The organism is Mesorhizobium sp. M7A.F.Ca.AU.002.02.1.1 (assembly GCF_003998535.1).
Lineage (GTDB): Bacteria > Pseudomonadota > Alphaproteobacteria > Rhizobiales > Rhizobiaceae > Mesorhizobium > Mesorhizobium ciceri.
In genome coordinates, this window is sequence record NZ_RZPB01000875.1 from 1 (window position 1) to 2,251 (window position 2,251).

At 65.2% G+C, this 2,251-nt stretch carries 3 protein-coding genes; all 3 read left to right on the forward strand.

Features of this window, described 5'->3' with window-relative positions; all coding sequences use genetic code 11:
• Positions 1 to 258, forward strand: a 258-nt coding sequence (locus EN879_RS32685) for a formate dehydrogenase accessory sulfurtransferase FdhD (protein ID WP_206521049.1), incomplete at its 5' end; no start/stop codon positions are given.
• Positions 248 to 559 carry a formate dehydrogenase subunit delta gene (locus EN879_RS32690; protein ID WP_013528015.1) on the forward strand — a complete coding sequence of 104 codons (312 nt, stop codon included), beginning with the start codon at positions 248 to 250 and terminating at the stop codon, positions 557 to 559. The genes EN879_RS32685 and EN879_RS32690, both read left to right, overlap by 11 nt.
• A 113-nt stretch (positions 560 to 672) precedes the next feature.
• On the forward strand, positions 673 to 2,196 hold the full coding sequence (locus EN879_RS32695) for an alpha/beta fold hydrolase (protein ID WP_127274547.1): 1,524 nt from the start codon (positions 673 to 675) through the stop codon (positions 2,194 to 2,196).
• The last annotated feature ends 55 nt before the right edge of the window (positions 2,197 to 2,251 follow it).

Below are 2,251 nucleotides of genomic sequence, written 5' to 3' on the forward strand. Positions count from 1 at the left end.
GGTGCGCTGGCCAAAGCCGGCATCGAGGGCGCATCCGGTGCTGTCGTGGTGACATCCAGGGTTTCGGTCGAAATGGTGCAGAAGACGGCTTCTATCGGTTCGGCCTTCATCATCGCCGTCTCGGCGCCGACCGCCCTTGCCATCCGCACGGCGCAAGAGTCCGGCATGACGCTGGTGGCGCTGGTTCGCGGCGACGATTTTGATATTTTCACCCACCCCGACCGGGTGATTTGCGGAGTTGCCAAGCATGTCGCATGACGAAGAACACATTATGAGCACTGCCGAGAAGCTGGTGCGCATGGCAAACCAGATCGCCGACTTCTTCCATTCCAAGCCGCGCGAGGAAGGCATTGCCGGCGTCGCCGAGCACATCAACAAGTTCTGGGAGCCGAGGATGCGGCGGCAGTTCTTCGAAATGCTGGACGACGGCACCGGGAACTTCAACGAGTTGGTGGTGGCCGCCTCCGCCAGGATCAAGCGACCGATCACGCCGGCTGCGGCCGACCTCAAACTCGGGCTCAAGCCCTCCCCTGCCGACGTCGCCGCCTCGCAGGAATAGCCGCCAAGCCGCGCCAACTTACATTCACAATCGCTAAAGTTTAAGCTGCCGCAATCTGCGCTGTTCTGCTATGGTTTGACGACCAGAAATCGTCAGGCCGGGGTGGAAATCTCGTGAGGCCGATCGAGACGCGATACGCCTGTAGCGGCGATGTGCGGATCGCCTATCAGGTGGTCGGGCAGGGATCGTTCGATCTCGTCTTCGTGCCGGGCTTCATTTCCAACCTCGACCTGCACTGGGAAGACGAGGGCTACACCAGGCTCTTGAAGCGGCTTTCGGCGTTCTCTCGGCTGATCCTGTTCGACAAGCGCGGCACCGGCCTGTCCGACCGTGTCGACGCGCATAACCTGCCCAGTCTCGAGACGCGGATAGACGATGTGCGCGCGGTAATGGACGCCGCTGGCAGCGGCCGTGCGGCGCTGCTCGGCTCCTCCGAAGGCGCGCCGATGGCAATGCTGTTCGCCGCCACCTATCCGGAGCGGACACGGGCGCTGGCGCTCTATGGCGGCTATGCGCATTTCCACAAATGGGTGATGTCGCCCGAACGCCTCGACGCTTTCATCGAGATGGCGGAGACAGCCTGGGGCACTGGCGCCACGCTGCCCCATTTCGCGCCGAGCCGGGTCGACGACGCGCATTTCGCCCAGTGGTGGGCACGTTTCGAACGATTGTCGGCGAGCCCGACGGCGGCGGCGGCGCTGGCGCGCATGAACGCCGACGTCGACATCCGCCATATCCTGAGCGTGATCAGCGCGCCGACGCTTGTAATCCATCGCCGCAACGATGCGCGGGTCGACCCCGACGCCAGCCGCTTCCTTGCACAGAAGATCCCCGGCGCCCGACTGGTCGAGATTCCCGGACGCGACCATCCGATCTGGACCGGCGATGTCGATGGGGTGGCCGACCTGATCGAGGAATTCCTGACCGGCGAACGCGCCGTGGGCGAAGTAGACCGCGTGCTGGCCGCACTGCTGGTGACACGCATCTACGACACGGCACGGCTCGGCGACCGGATGTGGAGCGAACGCAGCCAACGCTTCCAGGAAACCTGGCGGCTGCTGGTCGGGCGCCATGGCGGGCGCTCTGTGGGCCTGCATGGCGAGTTGATGATTTCGCGCTTCGACGGCCCGGCACGCGCCATACGCTGCGCGGCAGCGCTGCGCGAGGCGGCGCAGGAAATCGGCGTGGCAAGCGCACAAGGGGCGCATGTCGGCGAGATCGAAGTGCGCGGTCCACCCGTTGGGACGACGGCGCGGGTGGCAATGCAACTGGCCGCCCATGCCGGCCGCGGCGACATTATCGCGTCGCGTCTGATCGCCGATCTGGCGGCTGGGTCGGGCCTGCATTTCACCGACGCCGGGCGCATCAGTGTCGACGAGCTGGAGCAGCCGCTGGCGCTGGTCCATGCGACGTCCGAACAGCATCTGGAACCCGCCTGCCGGCCCAAACCCAAGACCGCCGAGCCGGCCGCATTGACGGCGCGCGAAAGCGAGGTGGTGAGCCTCGTCGCCGACGGCAAGAGCAATGCCGCGATCGCCGCCGAATTGCGGCTGAGCGAACACACGGTCAAGCGCCATGTCGCCAACATACTGCTCAAGCTGGATCTGCCGTCGCGGGCGGCGGCAGATCCAGCTTGAGCAGTATGTTGGCGACATGGCGCTTGACCGTGTGTTCGCTCAGCCGCAATTCGGC